The 17,076-nt window shown below is 58.4% G+C and carries 12 protein-coding genes; 4 read left to right on the top strand and 8 right to left on the bottom strand.

Annotated features, from left to right (window positions below; translation table 11 throughout):
* Window positions 1-62 precede the first annotated feature (62 nt).
* On the bottom strand, window positions 63-1,298 hold the full coding sequence (locus T424_RS0119230; protein ID WP_027489150.1) for an ABC transporter substrate-binding protein: 1,236 nt from the start codon (window positions 1,296-1,298) through the stop codon (window positions 63-65).
* Window positions 1,299-1,693: 395 nt separating this feature from the next.
* Between T424_RS0119230 and T424_RS0119225 the strand changes: the two genes are divergently transcribed.
* Window positions 1,694-2,719 (top strand): LacI family transcriptional regulator, encoded by a 1,026-nt coding sequence (locus tag T424_RS0119225; RefSeq protein ID WP_027489149.1) that lies wholly within the window; start codon window positions 1,694-1,696, stop codon window positions 2,717-2,719.
* Between the two features lie 204 nt (window positions 2,720-2,923).
* Window positions 2,924-3,763, top strand: coding sequence for a hypothetical protein (locus tag T424_RS0119220; protein ID WP_027489148.1), 840 nt, complete (start codon window positions 2,924-2,926; stop codon window positions 3,761-3,763).
* A 103-nt stretch (window positions 3,764-3,866) separates the two neighbouring features.
* On the opposite strand, the gene gndA is transcribed toward T424_RS0119220, so the two are convergent.
* The 5 genes from gndA to ccoG form a co-directional block, all read right to left on the bottom strand.
* Entirely contained in the window at window positions 3,867-5,297 is a 1,431-nt protein-coding gene (gene gndA, locus T424_RS0119215; RefSeq protein ID WP_027489147.1) for an NADP-dependent phosphogluconate dehydrogenase, read from the bottom strand.
* A gap of 154 nt (window positions 5,298-5,451) precedes the next feature.
* Window positions 5,452-5,607, bottom strand: a complete 156-nt coding sequence (ccoS, locus tag T424_RS0119210) for a cbb3-type cytochrome oxidase assembly protein CcoS (RefSeq protein WP_027489146.1) — start codon at window positions 5,605-5,607, stop codon at window positions 5,452-5,454.
* Complete coding sequence (locus T424_RS0119205; RefSeq protein WP_027489145.1) at window positions 5,604-7,886, bottom strand: cation-translocating P-type ATPase; 2,283 nt, start codon at window positions 7,884-7,886, stop codon at window positions 5,604-5,606. Before T424_RS0119205 ends, ccoS begins: the two co-directional genes overlap by 4 nt.
* Window positions 7,887-7,889: 3 nt before the next feature.
* A complete protein-coding gene (locus T424_RS0119200; RefSeq protein WP_027489144.1) occupies window positions 7,890-8,378 on the bottom strand; it encodes a FixH family protein in 489 nt (162 codons plus the stop codon).
* Window positions 8,375-9,958: a cytochrome c oxidase accessory protein CcoG gene (gene ccoG / locus T424_RS0119195; RefSeq protein WP_037068454.1), complete on the bottom strand. Its 1,584-nt coding sequence runs from the start codon at window positions 9,956-9,958 to the stop codon at window positions 8,375-8,377. Before ccoG ends, T424_RS0119200 begins: the two co-directional genes overlap by 4 nt.
* A 247-nt stretch (window positions 9,959-10,205) precedes the next feature.
* On the opposite strand from ccoG, the gene T424_RS21595 reads away from it, so the two are divergent.
* Together T424_RS21595 and T424_RS21590 are read left to right on the top strand one after the other, a co-directional pair.
* Entirely contained in the window at window positions 10,206-11,495 is a 1,290-nt protein-coding gene (locus T424_RS21595) for a membrane dipeptidase (RefSeq protein WP_051559287.1), read from the top strand.
* Window positions 11,496-12,066: 571 nt separating this feature from the next.
* On the top strand, window positions 12,067-13,995 hold the full coding sequence (locus tag T424_RS21590) for a putative bifunctional diguanylate cyclase/phosphodiesterase (RefSeq protein WP_154664995.1): 1,929 nt from the start codon (window positions 12,067-12,069) through the stop codon (window positions 13,993-13,995).
* 168 nt (window positions 13,996-14,163) lie between these two features.
* On the opposite strand, the gene T424_RS0119175 is transcribed toward T424_RS21590, so the two are convergent.
* Together T424_RS0119175 and T424_RS0119170 are read right to left on the bottom strand one after the other, a co-directional pair.
* Entirely contained in the window at window positions 14,164-14,997 is an 834-nt protein-coding gene (locus T424_RS0119175; RefSeq protein WP_027489141.1) for a TolB family protein, read from the bottom strand.
* A gap of 108 nt (window positions 14,998-15,105) precedes the next feature.
* Complete coding sequence (locus T424_RS0119170; RefSeq protein WP_027489140.1) at window positions 15,106-16,785, bottom strand: NAD+ synthase; 1,680 nt, start codon at window positions 16,783-16,785, stop codon at window positions 15,106-15,108.
* Between the last annotated feature and the right edge of the window lie 291 nt (window positions 16,786-17,076).

The following is a 17,076-nucleotide window of genomic DNA, read 5'->3' as shown; positions in this document are numbered from 1 at the left end:
ACCTTAAATCGATTCCGGTTTGAGGAATTATGCAGTAGAGCGCTTTTCGATCGGATTATGCTCTAATCGGCGCTGCTGATGATCTCGACAAAACGCTTTTGCGCTGCATCCGGCGTCATCGACGGATTGGCGAAGAATTGCGAGAAGAGATCTTCCTTCTGCTTCTGCGTATCGGCAGAGAGCAACTGGTCGGTGCTGATCAGCGCATTGCCCTTTGCCACGATGGCAAGGCCCTTTTTCATGCAGTCATTGGCAGTGGCAAGATCCACGTCACCGCGCACCGGCAGGGACCCCTTCTTGAGATTGAAGGCCACCTGCGCCTTGGGGCTGACGATGGTGGAGGCGAGAACTTCCTGCGCCTTGGCCTTTTCCTTGTCCTTCAACAGCGGGAAATAGAAGGCATCGCCGCCCGTGGTGATATAGTCGTTCAGGCCAAGCCCCGGCAGGCAGCTATAGTCCTTGCCAGCCGTTTGTCCGGCAAGCTGGAACTCGCCCTGCGCCCAGTCACCCATGATCTGGCCAGCCGCCTTGCCGGTTATGACCATGTTGGTCGCCTGGTTCCAGTCCTGCACATTGGAGCCCTTGGCCAGATTGCGCGCATCATCGGCAGCCTTGAAGATCTTCGCCATCTCCGGCCCGGCGGCAACCTTGGCGTCCTTGTCCTGATAGACCTTCATGTAAAGATCCTTGCCGCCCAAAGACAGCATCAGCACATCGACCAGACCACTGGTCTGCCAGGGCTGGCCACCCACCGCAAGCGGCTGGATGCCTGCCTTTTGCAGGGCTGGTGCTGCCGCGACAAACTCGTTCCAGTCCTTCGGAACGGCAATACCGGCCTTGGCGAAGGCTGCATTGGAAAGCCACAGCCACTGCCAGCTATGGATATTGACCGGCGCGCAATAGATCTTGCCGTCGATGGTGCAGCTATCCAGCAGGCTGGAGGGCTTGATGATGTCTTTCCATTTTTCCTTGGTCGCAAGATCGGTAAGATCGCGCATCAGGCCTGCTTCCACCAGCTCCTGCGCCTGACGTCCGTGGTTGAATTGCGTGGCCCCCATGGGATCGCCGCCGGTAATGCGGCTTATCATGATGGGGCGGGCGGTGCCGCCGGAACCGGCAATCGCGCCATCCACCCACCTGTTGCCAGTGGCATCGAAGGCCTTGGCCATCTCCTTCACGGCGGCAGCCTCTCCTCCGGAGGTCCACCAGTGTGTTACTTCGAGATCTGTCGCGCTGGCCGCACCGAAAGGCATGGCGACGCTGGCCGCAAATGCAGCCGCGATGCACCGGATCTTCATTGAGTCTCCTCCCTCACTGAAACGTTGCAGATGAAACCTACGGCAAGATTTCCAGCCGCGCAACCTCCGATTTTCAGCAATCGGTAATGATATTGCCTGTAGCAGGTTGACGATGTGGCCGGAATTTTTTTCTGTCTTTTCTAATATTGCGCTGCAAATTCCGACTTATTGCCTGAATTACAGGATATTATCATCTCAACACCCAGTTAGATCGCCGCAATGCACAAGGCCGATTGTGCGCCTCGGAAATCTTTTGGATGGAAGAAAAATCCAACTCGTGACATCATTATCTAAAACGTTTCAGTCGCACGGATAATGCGCCCATCCAATCTCCCTCGCGCTTGCTCCCGTTTCGGGGCCGCGCTAAGACATGATCTGTTGTTTCGGAAACCGCCATGGATGACGACCTGAAGCCCGCTTCGGCTCCACGCGAGCGCCCTACCCTCAAAACCATTGCCTTCATGACCGGGCTTGGCATTACCACGGTGTCGCGCGCATTGAAGGACGCGCCTGACATTGGCGCAGACACCAAGGAGCGGGTGCGCATGGTGGCGCGGCAGGTGGGCTACCAGCCCAACCGCGCCGGTGTGCGGCTGAGAACCGGCAAGACCAACGTGATCGCGCTGGTGCTGAGCATCGATGAAGAAATCATGGGTTTCAGCAGTCAGATCATCTTCGGCATTTCCGAGGTTCTGTCAGGCACGCCCTACCATGTGGTGGTGACGCCTCATGCCCATAGCAAGGACCCGATGCTGCCGGTGCAGTATATTCTGGAAACCGGCTCGGCGGATGGCGTCATTATTTCGCGCACCGAGCCGGACGACCCGCGCGTGCGGCTTCTGGCGGAACGCAAAATGCCCTTTGCCACGCATGGCCGCACGGCCTGCGGCATTGCCCACCCCTATCATGACTACGACAACGAGGCCTTTGCCCGCGAGGCCGTGGAGCGGCTGGCCAGGCGGGGACGCAAGCGTATTGCCCTCCTCGCCCCACCGGAAAAACTGACCTATTACCGCCACACCAGAGACGGCTTCATCCATGGCTTGCGCGCCCATGGGCTGAACGAGGTTCCGCTCGCCATCAATATCGACGCATCTCTCGAGGAGGTAAAACACGCCGTGCAGCAGATGATGCGCGCCGCCGACGCTCCGGACGCCATCATTTCCTCTGCCTCCAGCACGACCATTGCCATCAATGCCGGCATCGAAGCGGCAGGCATGAAGGTCGGAACGGATGTCGATCTCGTATCCAAGCAGTCCGTGCCTATTCTCAACTGGATCGTGCCGGACCTGATTGCCGCCACGGAAGACTTCCGTGAAGCCGGACGGGAACTGGCAAGCGCCGTGATCGCCAGCATTGAAGGCGTGAGCGCTGAAAAGCTGCAAAGCATCTCCCGGCCGGTCTGGTCGTCTGAGGCCTGACCATATTGCCCGCCTCAGTTGCTGCGCGCTTCCATAGATAAAATCTGTTATCCATAGCTTCCGCATAACGTCCACCATTTCGAAAATAGTAATACGTTCGGGAGACATATCAGATTGCGCGATTGGAATATTTTTTCAACCAGCGCGAAAGAAACACCATTCTCGTCAGCCTGTCAGGGGCATCAAAATCATATCGGTACATGAATGTCATTTCTCGCTTATGCAATTCTCGCCGCGTCTGCCATTCCTTCGCTCCCGCCGCCGCCGGTCGGCGATGAATTCCCATGGAACTCAAAAGCCGTGGCACCCATCATTTACGAGTTTTCCGATTATGGCGGCAAAAATTCCACGATGCGGGCAAAGATCACGCCGCAATCCGTGAAGAGTTGGTGCGGCAGCTGGCACCCGAATGACGCAAACTGCGCGGCTACGCACATCGTGGACGACACCGTCCATGAAGCACGCGCCGACTGTGAAACCGGCGATCTCTGGACAGAGGGAAAACATTACCGGTTCGATGGCCCGGAGACCGAAAACCACCTGTTTGAAGGTTATCTCGGCGTGAAAGATGTCGAGACCGGCAAACGTGTGGGCATGTCCAATGCCGAGCGCGGGCGCGAATTTGGCACGATGTGGCTCACGCTCTGCCCCATGGGTTGGCCATACAAGGACGTTGCGCCCGGCCCCCGCTTCGAAACGCCGGAGCGTTACGGCGAGATAATGGGACATAACGGCTCGCTGATGTTTTTCCATCAGAAGCAGCACATCATCGTCTATTCCGAGCCAAAACCATCGATTGCCGGGTCCATCAAGCCCGAAACGGTGCTGTTTCGCGGCTGGAGCGTCGCGAATGAATGGATTTCGGGGATTGCCTACACGTTCAAGCAGGGTTGCGACCCCGCCCCCTATTTTGTCAGCGGCAATGACAATGGCTCACTTCAATTGCGCTTGAGCGGCAAGGCGCCGGTCCGCGAAGGGTGCAAGGTTGTCGGCTACACCGACAAGAGCCCCAATGCGACACTGGTCTTCGATCGGGGGGAATGAAGATTGGGAAAAAGGGCCGCCGTTGCGGCGACCCTTTCTTTTTACGAGCCATTCAGCCTTCGCGTAACCGAGGCTGAGCTTTTTCACTTTCCCTGCAAATGCTTTAATAGATAGATGCGCCGGAACCCCACGGACCGTGGTGATATTCCTTGCCATCCACGCGATCGAACCCGTGCGCGCCGAAGAAATCACGCTGCGCCTGGATGAGGTTGGCGGTGCCCCGCGCACGGCGATAGCTATCGAAATAGGCAAGTGCCGAGGAAAGCGCCGGGGCAGCAATACCCGAAAGTGCGGCATAGGAAACGACGCGGCGCAGGGACGCATCCGTGTCCTTCACCATTTGCGAGAAGGCAGGCGTGACGATGAGGTTTGCCACGTCGGGCTGCTTGGTAAAGGCAGACGTGATCTCATCGAGGAACTGCGAGCGGATGATGCAACCCGCCCGCCAGATACGGGCAATGGTCGGCATGGGCAGATCCCAGCCATTTTCCTTGGATGCCGCCGCCATGACGGCAAAGCCCTGAGCATAGGCGGCAATCTTGGCGGCCAGCAGGGCATTTTCGAGATCGGCCAGAAAGCCCATGCCGTCATGCGGCTTTTCAGCCGGTGCGGGCAGGCCGAAAATTGCTTCTGCCGCAACACGCTCGGCCTTTTGGGAAGACAGCACGCGCCCGGCCACGGCGGCTTCGATGCCGGTTGCCGCAACGCCCATATTCTGCGCCTCGATGGCCGACCACTTGCCCGTACCCTTCTGGCCCGCTGCATCGACGATCATGTCCACCATGGCATTGCCGGTGATGGGGTCGTCGGCCTTCAGTACGGTTTCGGAAATTTCAATGAGGTAGGAATTCAACCGGCCCTTATTCCACTGCCCGAAGACCTCGCCGATTTCCCGCGCGCTCATGCCCAGACCATCGCGCAGAATGCCGTAGATTTCGGAAATCATCTGCATGTCGGCATATTCGATGCCGTTATGAATGGTCTTGACGAAGTGGCCCGCGCCATCCGTGCCAAGCCAGGCCACGCAGGGATCGCCGTTGAACTTGGCGGAAATGGAGGTCAGCACCTTTTCCACCCGCTTCCAGCTTTCCTCGGTGCCGCCCACCATGATCGACGGGCCGTGGCGCGCGCCCTCCTCGCCGCCGGAAACGCCCATGCCGATAAAGGTCAGGCCGGTATCCTTCAGGCTGTCGAAACGGCGGATCGTGTCGCGGAAATTGGTATTGCCCGCATCGATCAGAATGTCATTGGCTTCCAGCAGCGGCTTCAACTGTTCCATCTGCTGGTCAACGGCGTCGCCCGCCTTGATCATGATGATGATCGGGCGCGGCGGCCGGATGGCAGCCACGAATTCCTCGATGGTTTCGCAACCGATGATGTTTTCCGCAAGCGCGCCAGCCTCGGCGACAAATTCCTTCGTGCGTGCCGGGGTCCGGTTGAAAACCGCGATTCGGTTGCCTTTCTCGGCGATGTTGAGCGCCAGGTTCGAGCCCATGACGCCAAGACCGATCAGTCCGATTTCCGCCTGCTGCATTATCATGCTCCACTGTTTTTCCCAGGACAAGGACACTCGTTTTGGCACTCATTGCCAAACCGGGCAAGTAACACAGCGCATTTCATGCAATAGATTTTTCCGATGGACCGGAGGTGCAAGCGCCCCTCCAATCGGACGCGAAGGTCTTCAACCGTCAGGCTGCGGGCTTCTCGTCATCATCGGTAATCACCCGCCACGCGGCCCCTTCAAGATCGTCATACTGGCCGCTTTTCAACGACCAGAGAAAAGCGAAGAGGCCGAGACCGCCCATGAAAAGCGCTATGGGAATAAGATAGATCAGCATATTCATGCGGCAAGCCTCGGCGCGGTGGTCTGAAGCATGGAAGAAGGGGCCACCCTGCCCTCAACGGGTTCCGCCCGGCCAAAGGCGTTCAGCCGCAAGGCATTCGCCACCACGATCATGGATGAGGTGGACATGGCGACGGCGGCAATAAGCGGCGTGGCATAGCCCGCAAGCGCAATCGGCACGGCAATGACATTATAGCCAATTGCCAGCACGAAATTCTCGCGGATAAGCCGGCCTGCCTTGCGCGACATCTCCAGCGCGAAAGGAACGGCATCCAGCCCATCATGCATGAAGACGAAGTCGGCGGCCTGCCGCCCCACATCCGCCGCCGTCGCAGGCGCCATTGAAACATGCGCAGCGGCAAGGGCGGGCGCATCGTTGATGCCATCTCCCACCATCAGTAATTTGTGGCCTGCCTCGCCTGCCTCGGCGCAGGCACGCGCCTTGTCGGCGGGCGAAAGTTCGGCCCGTGCGCCATCCAGGCCCAGCCGCTCGGCCAGCGCCTTTACAACAGGAGCTCTGTCACCGGAAAGCACTGTCATCGACAGGCCCATGGCCTTCAACCGGGCAATGGCCTGTTCGGCATCTGGCCGTAGACTGTCCTCGAAGCGGAAGACCGCGCAAATTTGCCCATCCTGCGAGAGAACCACCTCTGAAAGAGCCGTTTCCTGCGGCACCGGCTGGCCGGGGCAGGCAAAACTGCGGCTGCCGAGCCGGAAGGTCGCCTCCGGCGTCACCGCCTCCACGCCAGCGCCGGGAATTTCCCGCGCCGAATCGAAGGTTCGCCCGCGTGGCAATGCCGCTGCCAGCGCCTGTGACAGCGGATGGCGCGAGCCCATGGCAAGGCCAGCGGCGATTTCGCGGGCCCATGAATTTCCCCCCTCGGTTTCCACAAGACGCGGACGGCCAAGCGTCAGTGTTCCGGTCTTGTCGAAGGCAATGGCATCGATCTCGGCCAGTCTCTCCATGGCCGATCCGTCCTTGACCATCACCCCGTTGCGAAACAGGCGGCCCGCGGCCACCACCTGCACCACCGGCACGGCCAGACCGAGCGCGCAGGGGCAGGTAATGATGAGAACGGCAATGGCAACCAGCATGGCGTGCTTCCAGTCGCCATCGTAAAGACCCCAGCTCACGAAAGAGCCAAAGGCCAGAAGATGCACGGCCGGTGAATAGAAACGCGCGGCACGGTCGGCAATGCGGCGATAGCGCGCCCTGCCGCCTTCGGCAGCCTCCATAAGCCGTACCACCTCGGCCAGAAATGAATCACGCGCCTCTGCCACCGCCTCCACCACCAGCGCGCCCGTCAGGTTCAGCGTACCGCCCTGCACGCCATCTCCGGCGCTGACAGGATGCGGCGCGCTTTCGCCATTGACGATCGAGCGGTCGAGATCGCTTTCCCCCGACAGAACGACGCCATCCACCGGCACCCGTTCACCCGCGGCAATGGCAATACGGTCTGCGGGGCGCAGATCATCCACCAGCCGGTATTCGCGGCTGCCGTCGGGCAGGATGACCGTTGCGCCGCGTGGATTGAGACGCGCAAGACCGCTGATGGCCGAGCGCGCACGGTCCCGCATCATGTGATCCAGCGCCCGGCCGATCAGCAGAAAGAACAGCAGCGAGGCGGTCGCATCGAAATAGGCGTGTTCGCCGTGGTGGATGGTTTCCCACAGGGAGGAAAAATAGGACATGGTAATGCCAATGGCGATCGGCACATCCATATTGGTGCGGCCATGCCGCAAGACACTCCAGGCGGAGCGGTAAAAGAACCTTCCGGCATAAATCAGCGCCGGAGCGGCAATCAGCGCCGAAATCCAGTGAAACAGGTCGCGCGTGCCGGCATCGGCCCCGGACCAGACAGAAACGGAAAGCAGCATGATATTGGTAGCCGCAAAGCCGGAGACGGCAACGGCCCGGATCAGTTGCTTGAGAAGCTGATCGGCACTGCCTTCTTCCGGGGTGAAGAGATGGCAGGCATAGCCGGTGGCGGCGATGGTGCGCGCCAGTTGCTGCGGATCGAATGCCTCGCCCGCCCGCCACACGACCGAAACGCGGCGGGTGGACAGGTTGACGCGGGCTTTCTCCACCTCCGGCACGTCCTTCAGCGCTTTTTCGATGCTGGTGATGCAGGTGCCGCAATAAACACCGGGAACGCTGAAATCGATCTGGCGCAAGCCATCCCCCAACGACCGGCTGGATAGTCCGATTTCCTCCGTGGAAGGAAGCGTGGCCCGCGCCATGTCCAGGGCGCTTTCCGTTCCGGGTGCACAGCAGCTCATGGCTCAATCCTCCAGCACCGCGATGCGATTTGCCTCGTGCATCACCAGCTTGCCGTGATCGGTGGCAACAACCTCATAGATCCAGTGACCGGGACCGGCGGGATGCGCGCCGACGAAATGGCCGGGCGCTTCGGGCCGAAGCTCGATGGAAAAGTCCTGCGCCGTGCCGACAGGCCGCTTGAAATTAGCCACCACCTTATCGGCATTGACCGGGCCCTTGCCGGGAATTTGCAGATCATAGGTGATAATACCCTGTTGCACCGCCATTTTGCCGGTGACGCCGCTGTCCAGAATGGCGCGGATCTCTGCCGTGGTCTCATTGAATTGCTGGCTGGCGACATAGGTATTTTCCACCACGATGCCGCTCCAGCTATGGCTCGCATACCATGCCATGGTGAAATTCACGGCAATGATGACGCCGAAAAACGAGCAGATGGTCAAAAGCATATGCCAGCCGGTGAAGGTGAAAGATTTTCCGATACGAGCAGTCATTTCTTTTCTCCGGGGCCGTTAAAGGTGGCCTTGTAGGCGGCAGTTTCACCCGATTGCGGATCGGTGGCGATAAAGCGGAAGGTCTGGGCAGGCTCCGTGACAGCCTCGCGCGGCAAGGTTACGTAGACCTTGAGCGTGGTGGCCTCGTCCGGCTCAACGGAAACGGTGAGAGAGCGTGTCGCCTCTTCCTGCATTCCGTTGACCTTCATCGAGGCTTCTGGCAGGCCGTCGAGACTGACGATAATGTCGCGCGGCTCCGGGATCATGTTGAGCAGCCTGACCGTATAGCCATTGCGGATAGAGCCATTCGATTCCAGCACGAATTGCGGATTGCGATCATGGAGGACATTCACTTCCAGCCGCTCGCGCATCATCAGCGCCACCAGCATCGCAATGCCGACGGCAGACCAGACGCCCATGTAAAGCAGGGTGCGCACCCGGAAAATGACCCGCCAGTCGAAATGCCGGATCGTATCCACAAAGCCACCATCGGCGTTTCGAACGCGGGTGGGATCGATGGCCGTTCTGCCCTCATCCGTCGCAAGCGCCATATTGCCCTGATATTCCGCAAGCGTTGCATAGGCGATAAGGCCGCGTGGCTTGCCCAGCTTGTCCATCACCCCATCGCAGGCATCGATGCACAGCGCGCAGGTAATGCATTCGAGTTGCTGACCATCTCGAATATCGATGCCCATGGGACAGACCACCACGCAGGCATTGCAATCCACGCAATCGCCTACCGGCTGCCCGGCAGCAACCGCCTTTTTGGCGTGGCGCGAGCGCGGCTCTCCCCGCCAGTCGTTATAGGTGACAACCAGAGAATTCTCATCCAGCATGGCGCCTTGAATGCGCGGCCAGGGACACATGTAGATACAGACCTGCTCCCGCATCAGCCCACCGAAAACATAGGTCGTGGCGGTGAGGATGGCCACGGTGATGTAGGCAACCGGCTCGGCCTCGCCCGTTACGAATTCTCTCAGAAGGCCCGGTGCGTCGGCAAAATAAAAGATCCAGGCCCCGCCTGTCGCAATACCGATGACGATCCAGATGGCGTGTTTGCTCACCCGCTTCCAAAGCTTTCCAAGGCTCCAGGGCGCAGCATCCAGCTTGATGCGCGCATTACGATCCCCCTCGATGAAGCGCTCGACCACGAGGAACAGATCGGTCCAGACCGTCTGCGGACAGGTGTAGCCGCACCATGCGCGGCCCACTGCCGATGTCACCAGAAACAGGCCAAATCCGGCCATGACCAGCAAACCGGCAACAAAGAAAAATTCCTGCGGCCAGATTTCGATGAAGAAGAAATAAAAGCGCCGATGCGCCAGATCGATCAACACCGCCTGATCCGGCGCATAGGCGCCACGATCCCACCTGACCCATGGAGTGAGATAATATATTCCAAGCGTGATGGCCATCACCAGCCACTTGAACTGGCGAAACCGGCCACTTGCCCGTTTCGGAAAGATCTTCTTGCGCGCCTCGTAAAGCGGCTTGCGGATTTTCGCGGAATTGACCGCTTCCACATCCGCCCTCTCTATGGCGGGCACCTCTTCGGCGGGGTTAAAACTGGGCTGTGTCATCGGGGCTGACCTCTGTTGGCAGCTTCTATGTCGCCCGTTCCGCCGCAAGACACCTTGACTTATATCAAGGCTGGACAAAGAGCCGCACAACCCGATCGCGTTCGGCACAAAGACAGAGAAAGACACACGCCTGACGCGGCAAATGCCGTCATCACCGCCCCCGAAGGGAAAATGGCATCATAATTGCATGGCGAGTTATGTTTGAATTTTAAGTTTTCATTTGAATTTTTAACGTCCGGGGGCGGATATGGGTAACACGGCATTGCATGAGGCGGAAAACGATTCCCTTTTGGCCAGAAAAACGCGCAGGGTGCACAGTCTGGCCTACCCGATCGATACGCATCTTGATTCTCTTTATGTTACGCGGCTGACAGGTTGCGATTTCTGGGCCGGAGACTGGAGGGCAAAGCAATGGCCCTTGAGTATGCGGCTGATTACGGCCACCGCGCCCAGGGGTAAGAATGTGCCGCATTTTCGCCATGTCGGCGGCCCGGATTTCCTGCATGGCGGCTATGGCGGCGCCTGCTTTGCGGCCCATGCCTTGTGGGAAAACCTGTTTGGCGCACGCTTTGGCGATCCCTGGAGCAATTGGCTGACGCATCGGGATTATGTTCATGAAATCGTCGGGCAAAGCCACGGCAGACTGCGGCTCGCCAACACGCCCCAGGCCGTCCGCGCCGCGTGGGCCGATGGTGTGGCAAGCGCCATTCTTGCGGTGGAAGGTGCCCATGTTCTGGGCGGCAACGGCGCATCCACCCAGGCAAAACGCCTGGCGCGGCTTGGCGAACTGGCAAAGAGTGGCGCCGCCTATGTGACGCTCAACCATTTCAGCCACACCGATATTTGCCGCAGCGGTTATCTTCCAATGAATCCCTGGCGCAAGGGGCCAGCCGGATTATCGGCCTTCGGGCGGGATTTCGTGGAACATTGCATGGAACTGGGGTTGTTGATCGACGTGTCGCACACGGCGGATCAGGCCATTATCGAAACGGCAGAGCTATGCCTTGCGCACGGCGTGCCACTTCTTGCGTCCCATGCAGCCTCAAGAACCGTCTCGCTCAACGGCGGACAGCCCGCCACGCCGCCGCGCTATCTGGACCGCACCTTGAGCGATGCGGCAATTCGCGCCATCGTCGAAACCGGCGGCACGATCAGCATCATTCTTGCGCCGATTTTCCTGAATGCCCGTATTCTCGAAAACGGCAAGCCCTGCATGGATGTCGATCTTGAGTATGTAGTGAATTACTACGAACGTCTGGCAAGTCTGATCGCCACAATGCATGTCACCGCCGATCCGTGGGATCACCTGTCCTTCGGCAGCGATTTCGACGGCGGGATTTCAAGCATACCGACCGGGATGCAAAGCGGTACCGACCTTATCCAGCTCACCCGCGCCATGCTGGCCGCCGGCTGGCCTGAAGAGAGGATTTGCCGGGTCTATAGCGGCAATTTCCTGCGCGTATGGCAGGGTGCAAAGAGCGCCAGCGCGTTGCCGCAGAGGGTTATTGCGCCAAAACAGGAGCCGGAATTCGCCTGATAATTGAGAACAAAGGAAGAGGCATCGCCATACCCCTTCCTTTCAAAGCACCAAAACCTGTCGCCTTAGATGTGAGCTGTCAGGAGGTTGTCATTCGGAGCAGATTTGGGAGACTGGAGTTACCACACCTCAGTCTTTTGGGATCGCTCCGAATGAACATCCATAAGAATGCCCGACTGACGCCTTTGTGTCGTGCGGACGCTGGCGTGGCTCGGCATAAACCGCCGAATGGCAAAGGATTTTGAGCGTTTCTCAGCAACAAGCGTCGCCTTCATCCAGACCGCAATGATCAAGCGCATTACCAGACGGCTTGCTCGATATCCACTTTCATGAACAGACTCTCAGCGAAAGCTGCGAAATAGCAAAAAAACGGATAGTTTCAATCTATTTCATGCAAGAACCGGGGCATGTAAATACGAATTATGTATTTTTTAGGCTTATGACGTAACCCTAGATTAAAACCTGATTGGATACAAATAGTCCTAGATTGTCTTTTTTAGAATTTATCTACCCTTCAGTTTACCAGGTATTCCGTTTGATAGAGTCAGCCCGCAAGTCTCAGGCCAGGTTCTTGCTCAAGAACAGCAAGAGCATCATGCTGCTCAATGGCGCCTGTGCAGTTGCCGGGACCAGCCTGCTGGCGACGAAACATGGCATATCTGATGAGCTGATTTGGTGGCTTCTCAGCTTTCTCGCCATCACTGCCGCCCGTCTTGCGCTTGTTCGCAAACTCAGAAGAGAAAGTTTTGCGTCCATCCGGCCCCGCACGACGATTCGTCTCATGGCGCTGAGCGCTTTCTTTCAGGGCCTTGTCTGGGCATCTTTGCCGGTCTTCATTCGGTCTCTCGATCTTGTCAGTTCTGACAGCGCAATCACCCTGCTGCTCACGGGCCTCATTTGCGGGGCAGCGATCCGGCAGAACGGCAGCAGTCTGGTTTCCTTCAGTTTTTCAACCCCTATCACCATAAGTCTTGCGTGGACCTTCGTGGCGCATGGCGGCTATATCGGCCTCATCACCACCATCGAACTGACATTGCTGATGGCCATTGTCGGGCACCGAATGGTCGATTCCGAACGCCGCTTCCTGCGGATCGAACTCAACAAGCTGGAGAATGAGGCGGTCAACCGCTCACTCACGCTTGCCAACGAGGATATTCGCCAGAAAAATCTGCGGCTCGAAACCCTTGCGAACGGCGATCCGGTCACGGGCCTTTTCAACCGCATCTATTTCAACGGCAAGATGGCCGGGGAAATCATCACGGCCGGTGTGAACAAGCAAGGGCTTGCCTTGATCCTGATCGACATCGACAGGTTCAAGCTCATCAACGACGCTTTTGGCCACCGTAGTGGCGACCAGTTTCTGACCATTATCGGCCAGAGGCTAAGGCAGGCCGCTGGCAACAGCGCCATCGTATCACGCATCAGCGCCGATGAATTTGCCATACTCATGCGTGGCGACGATGCAGCTGCCCGCTCCGAGGCGTTAACGACCAGGATCCTGCAAGATTGCCGCGAACCGATTTTTCTTGGCAGCAAAAGCACGATTCCAAGCCTGAGCAGCGGACTTGCCTATTTTCCCGATCACGCAAACGATGCCGACAGCCTTTTTACCGCCGCCAGCATGGCGCTGATGGAGGCCAAACAGGCCGGACGGCGGCAATGGCGCATTTTCAACCCGCGCATACGGGACCGCATCGATCGCCAGCGCCGCATCGAGCAGGATCTGGAAAATGCCATCAGGACGGGCAAGGTCGAGGCCTGGTTCCAGCCGCAGCTGGACCTCACCACCGGTGCCGTGGTGGGTTTCGAAGCCCTGGCGCGCTGGTTTCATCCCGAACTTGGCGCGGTTTCGCCACCGGAAATCTTCGGCGCAGCCCACGCCATCCAGCTTTCGGAACAATTGACGGCAAGAATTGCCGAGGATGCCTGCCGCCTTTTGCAAAAATTGCCTGATCTGGGCCTGCCGGAGGCCACCGTGGCGATCAACATCTCGCCACGCGATTTCACGCTCTTTGCAGTCAGCGATATGCTGGACAGGCTGATCGAGACCTATGACCTTCCTCCGCACCGGCTGGAAGTGGAAATCACCGAAGAGGCGATGCTCGATCCGGAAGTTGCCGGAGAGGAGATGCACAAGCTGGAACGCGCCGGATACAAACTGGCCGTCGATGATTTCGGCATGGGCCACACATCCCTCACCTATCTTATCGATCTCAAGATCGACAGATTGAAAATCGACCGCAGCTTCGTGGCCGATGTCGCCAATAATCGCACCAACCACGCGCTGATTGCCGCCATGGTCAGCCTGGGCACCGCGCTGAACATGGAAATTCTCGTTGAAGGGGTTGAAACCCGCGAAGAGCTGGAGACGCTACGGCGCATGGGCTGCGATATTGGCCAGGGCTATTTCTTCTCCCGCCCCATCCCTGCCGACATGATCGCCAATTGGCTGACGCAGTTCAGAAACAAAAACCCGCAAGCCAGCCGCGCTGTTGCATAGAGCAATGCAACTGAACCGGTGTTGACCGGACGAAAACCGTGGCTACACTTTGCTCGGGGCAATGCTCTAGAGCACTTCCGGTGAACACGGGTTCACCTACAATGCTCTAACTTCTTGTTTCGGCGCATTTCCGGACGCAAAACCGACTACACTTTTGCTGGAAATGCTCTAATTGCCAGCGGGAAAATAGCGCACATAGGCAAATGCAGCACCATCCGGCGACCAACTTGGAACGTTGATCGAGCCCTGCCCGCCGAATAGCTCGAAAAGCGTTTCGACATGTCCGCCATCCATGTCCATCATGCGCATCCGCACGGGAAGATCGCGTGGGTGATCGAAAACGTCCGCCGCATAGGTAATGAACACCACCTTGCGATTGTTCGGGCAGGGATGGGCAAACCAGTCCCCGTGCCCGTCCTGCGTCAACCGCTCGACACCGGTGCCATCGGGATGCATCCGCCAGATCTGCATAGTGCCGCTACGGCTGGAATTGAAATAGATCCACTGACCGTCGGCCGACCAGTCAGGGCCGTCGTTGCGGCCTTCACCATGGGTGAGGCGGCGCTCATCGGTGCCATTGGTTGCGATGGTGTAAATGTCGAAAACCTGATCGCGGATGCCGCAATAGCAAACACGCGCGCCATCCGGCGACCAGCCATGCCAATAGGAAGGAAGATCGGGCGTGACCTGCCTCGGCACACCGCCGCTGGCAGGCAGGATATAAATGCAGGATTTGCCATGCTCGACCCTGTCGGAAATTGCCAGCCATTGCCCATCCGGCGAAAGCCCGTGGTCATTGTTGCAGCGCGTGGCAAAGCCCGTGTCGATTTTTTCCGGCGCTGGATTTTCCACCAGCGGCAGCCGGTAGATCAGCCCATCGGCGTTGATGACAAGCTCCCGGCCATCCCGTGACCAGTTGGGCGCCTCTACAAGCTTTTCCGTCTGCCAGACCACACTGCTGCGGCGCGTGGCAAGATCGTATATCTCGACCGAGCTTCTCAAAGCCGAAGCCACCGGAGATGCCGCTTCATTGTCTTTCACAGGTCTCTCCTTTCGAAGGCAGGCATTCGGGCAAAGAGAGAAAACCAGCTTTTCTGACAGAGCTTAAGCTCAGCGATCCCGGAAGCGGTTGGTGATCGGATAGCGTCTGTCCCGGCCGAAATTCTTGCGGGTAATCTTTACGCCGGGAGCGGACTGCCTGCGCTTGTATTCCGCAAGGTAAAGAAGATGCTCGACCCGATGCACCGTTGCCAGATCATGCCCCCGACCAAGAATGTCGCCCACCGACATTTCCTTCTCGACGAGGCATTCGAGAATATCGTCCAGCACGGGATAAGGTGGCAGCGAGTCCTGATCCGTTTGATTCGGACGCAGTTCCGCCGACGGCGCCTTGGTGATGATATTGGCCGGAATAACCTCGCCCGCAGGCCCCATGGCCCCTTCGGGGACATGGGCGTTGCGCCATGCCGAAAGGGCATAGACCTGCATCTTGTAGAGATCCTTGATGGGATTGAAGCCGCCGTTCATATCGCCATAAAGCGTGGCATAGCCCACCGACATTTCCGATTTATTGCCGGTCGTCACCACCATGGAGCCGAATTTATTGGAAACCGCCATGAGGATCGTGCCGCGGGTACGGCTTTGCAGATTTTCTTCGGTAATCCCGCTTTCCGTTCCCTCGAACATCTCGCCAAGGGAGGCGAGAAACCCTTCCACCGGCTCGGCAATCGGCACGATGTCGTAATGGCAGCCCAAAGCCTTGGCGCAAGCGGCGGCATCGGCAAAGGATTCTTCCGAAGTATAGCGATAGGGAAGCATGATGGTGCGAACTCGATCAGCCCCAAGCGCATCCACCGCCATGGCCGCGCAAAGCGCCGAATCGATGCCGCCCGATAGCCCGAGAACCACGCTTTTGAAGCCATTCTTGTTCACATAATCCCGGAAGCCCAGCATACAGGCGCGGTAATCCGCCTCTTCGCCTTCGGGAATGGTCGAAATTTCGCCGGGCTCGCAGCGCCAGCCATCCGCAAGGCGCACCCAGTCTGTCATCGTCAGAGACTGCTCGAACTGCGGCATCTGGAGCGCGAGGCTCTTGTCGGCATTGATGGCGAAGCTTGCGCCGTCGAAAACCAGCTCATCCTGCCCGCCAAGCTGGTTGGCGAAGAGAAGCGGCAGGCCGCTTTCGATCACCTGCCGCAGAACGACCTGATGGCGCACTTCGAGCTTGCCGCGATAATAGGGGGAGCCATTCGGCACCAGCAGGATTTCCGCGCCGCTTTCGGCCAGCGTCTCGCATACACCGAGATCATTCCAGATTTCCTCGCAGATCGGCACGCCGATTCTGACGCCTCTGAAATTCACCGGCCCTGGCATCTCACCTTCGACAAAAACACGCTTTTCGTCGAACTCGCCATAATTCGGCAGGTCGATCTTGTCGCGGAGGGCAAGGATCCTGCCGCCATCGAGAATGGCCACGCTGTTATGGCGCCCCTTCTCTCCCTGTCGCGGAAAACCGATGATCACACCGGGACCACCATCGGCGGTCTCGGCGGCCAGCTCCTCCACGGCTCGCAGGCAGTGCTGAAGAAAGGCCGGCTTCAGCACCAGATCCTCCGGCGGATAGCCGGAGAGAAACAGTTCCGTCAGCAATAGAAGCTCGGCCCCCTGCGCGGCGGCCCTGGCGCGGGCGGCGCGGGCGCTGGCAAGATTACCGGCAACATCGCCGACGGTGGGGTTCAGCTGGGCCACGGCGATACGCAGCCGGTCACGTCTGGAAGCGTTCTCGATCATGCTGCCGGTTTATCCTCAAGCGGCCTGAACCGCAACGGGCATTTATGCACTCCCCCGCCGCCACGAACCACCCGTCATGCAAAGCGGTCTGAGGGAAAGGATAAATATTGCATTTACCTTAAATATTGATGACCCAAGTAAAGTTGTCGATTGCGCCCCAAAGGCGGCTGAGGCTTGGAGATACCATTAGATTTCCCTCAAAATCTATTGTAATAAATTCTAATCGGCAGGGGAAAGCGCAAGATTTTATACAACCTCTGAAATCCCTCCTCCACGATTTCCTTGGGGTGC

Origin of the sequence: Allorhizobium undicola ORS 992 = ATCC 700741 (assembly GCF_000621665.1) — a bacterium.
In the GTDB taxonomy this organism is placed as follows: Bacteria; Pseudomonadota; Alphaproteobacteria; order Rhizobiales; family Rhizobiaceae; genus Allorhizobium; species Allorhizobium undicola.
This window is presented reverse-complemented; position numbering and strand designations above follow the sequence as displayed.

What these genes read in the sequence shown, in the direction of transcription:
- T424_RS0119230 (WP_027489150.1), bottom strand. Translation starts at nt 1,298, where the DNA reads ATGAAGATCCGGTGCATCGCGGCTGCATTTGCGGCCAGCGTCGCCATG.
- T424_RS0119225 (WP_027489149.1), top strand. Translation starts at nt 1,694, where the DNA reads ATGGATGACGACCTGAAGCCCGCTTCGGCTCCACGCGAGCGCCCTACC.
- T424_RS0119220 (WP_027489148.1), top strand. Translation starts at nt 2,924, where the DNA reads ATGTCATTTCTCGCTTATGCAATTCTCGCCGCGTCTGCCATTCCTTCG.
- gndA (WP_027489147.1), bottom strand. Translation starts at nt 5,297, where the DNA reads ATGCAGCAGGCGGAAATCGGACTGATCGGTCTTGGCGTCATGGGCTCG.
- ccoS (WP_027489146.1), bottom strand. Translation starts at nt 5,607, where the DNA reads ATGAATATGCTGATCTATCTTATTCCCATAGCGCTTTTCATGGGCGGT.
- T424_RS0119205 (WP_027489145.1), bottom strand. Translation starts at nt 7,886, where the DNA reads ATGAGCTGCTGTGCACCCGGAACGGAAAGCGCCCTGGACATGGCGCGG.
- T424_RS0119200 (WP_027489144.1), bottom strand. Translation starts at nt 8,378, where the DNA reads ATGACTGCTCGTATCGGAAAATCTTTCACCTTCACCGGCTGGCATATG.
- ccoG (WP_037068454.1), bottom strand. Translation starts at nt 9,958, where the DNA reads ATGACACAGCCCAGTTTTAACCCCGCCGAAGAGGTGCCCGCCATAGAG.
- T424_RS21595 (WP_051559287.1), top strand. Translation starts at nt 10,206, where the DNA reads ATGGGTAACACGGCATTGCATGAGGCGGAAAACGATTCCCTTTTGGCC.
- T424_RS0119170 (WP_027489140.1), bottom strand. Translation starts at nt 16,785, where the DNA reads ATGATCGAGAACGCTTCCAGACGTGACCGGCTGCGTATCGCCGTGGCC.